At 67.5% G+C, this 255-nt stretch carries 1 protein-coding gene; it reads left to right on the top strand.

Annotated features, from left to right (window positions below; genetic code table 11):
* The coding region (locus tag AC5RUU_RS19690; protein ID WP_493976878.1) for an FAD-dependent oxidoreductase at positions 1-255 on the top strand (255 nt) is incomplete at both ends.

Genomic DNA, 255 nt, shown 5'->3' on the forward strand with positions numbered 1-255 from the left:
CCAACGGCGCGGACCACGAAATCCTCTCCCGTGAGGACATGGCCGAACGCTACCCCCAGCACAACCTCCGCCCCGACGACATCGCCGTCTACGACCCCCACGCCGGCGCCCTACGCACCGACTGCGCCGTCACCGCCGCCATCGAAGCCGCCCAGACCAACGGGGCCACCATCCACACCAACACCCCCATCGACAACATCCAAGAGACACCCGACGGCGTCACCATCACCTCCCGCGACAAGACCTGGACCTTCG

Source organism: Arthrobacter sp. K4-10C, from assembly GCF_059090085.1.